The organism is Solibacillus silvestris (assembly GCF_051967575.1).
Taxonomy (GTDB): domain Bacteria; phylum Bacillota; class Bacilli; order Bacillales_A; family Planococcaceae; genus Solibacillus; species Solibacillus silvestris_B.
On the sequence record NZ_JBQCJW010000088.1, the window covers coordinates 1 to 994 of the forward strand.

The 994-nt window shown below is 43.4% G+C and carries 1 protein-coding gene; it reads right to left on the reverse strand.

Translation table 11 applies throughout. The features are described 5' to 3' along the window. The coding region (locus ACTHOQ_RS18875) for a transposase (protein ID WP_440497735.1) at nucleotides 1–868 on the reverse strand (868 nt) is incomplete at its 3' end. Nucleotides 869–994: the final 126 nt, after the last annotated feature.

The following is a 994-nucleotide window of genomic DNA, read 5'->3' on the forward strand; positions in this document are numbered from 1 at the left end:
TTTGCGGCTTTTCTTTTTTAGATAGCTCCTGGTATTGGGGCGGTTCCTGCCCGGCGCTTCCGGATTCATCCGGATCCTTCAATTTTGTGTTTTCCTGTAAAATCTGATAGAGAATTGCCTGCAGCTCTAAGCAACGAAGCTGTTGTTTGGGATTATCCCATGTCCAGAAGAGCGGGTTTGTCTTTTCGCTTTCCAGCCAGTGAAGCAAACTGTAGGCTTCCACTACTAAACGGCTAAATAACAACAGCCGTTCCTTTTCCGTTGCCCGGTCTGACAATCGTTTCAAAAAGCTTTTGAGCCCGCATTTCTGCAGGAGAAAAGCAGAAAGTTTCGGATAGGAACGTTTAATGTGCTGCAGAATTTGAAGGATTCCCTGTTGGATCAGGCGATAGGCTCCTACCTTCGCAATATTCGCATAGGTGTGAAAGGAATCAATTAGCCAGCGATCATTTTCTTTTCCCCATAGCCCCTTCGCCAATGCCTGGGAAAGAATATGGTGGTGGCACGCATCAAAAAGAGCCGCACCCATCCGGTCCCGATCAAGTCCCAGGGTACTATGATCAAATCCGGTAAAAGCGACAGGGACACCTAAAAAACGTTTTAAGTGGAGATGATAAAGGATTGCCTCTTCCATTTCACGATCCGAATAATTGTGGTAACGCTGCGCAAAATGAATTTTTAATTTCAAGGATGGAGAATAAGGGCGCTGACCATTTGGAGAATACAAAGGTGCACAGAGCTGATCTGCAAAAGAAAAATCAACCACCTGTTCGACACGGCTCCAGAAGGGATGTTCCGGTACCGAAGAGAAAACCTCATAATCTGAGAGTGTTAATTGCCCGAAAGTTTTATATTTAATCTGCGCCATCCTCGTCACTCCATCCATAAGTTCTATCCTAATTTTACCTATTATTATGAAATAAAACAGACAATAAATTAAGAATCAAAAAAATCACGTGGAAATACAAATTTACTTGAGTTAATCGACAGTCTC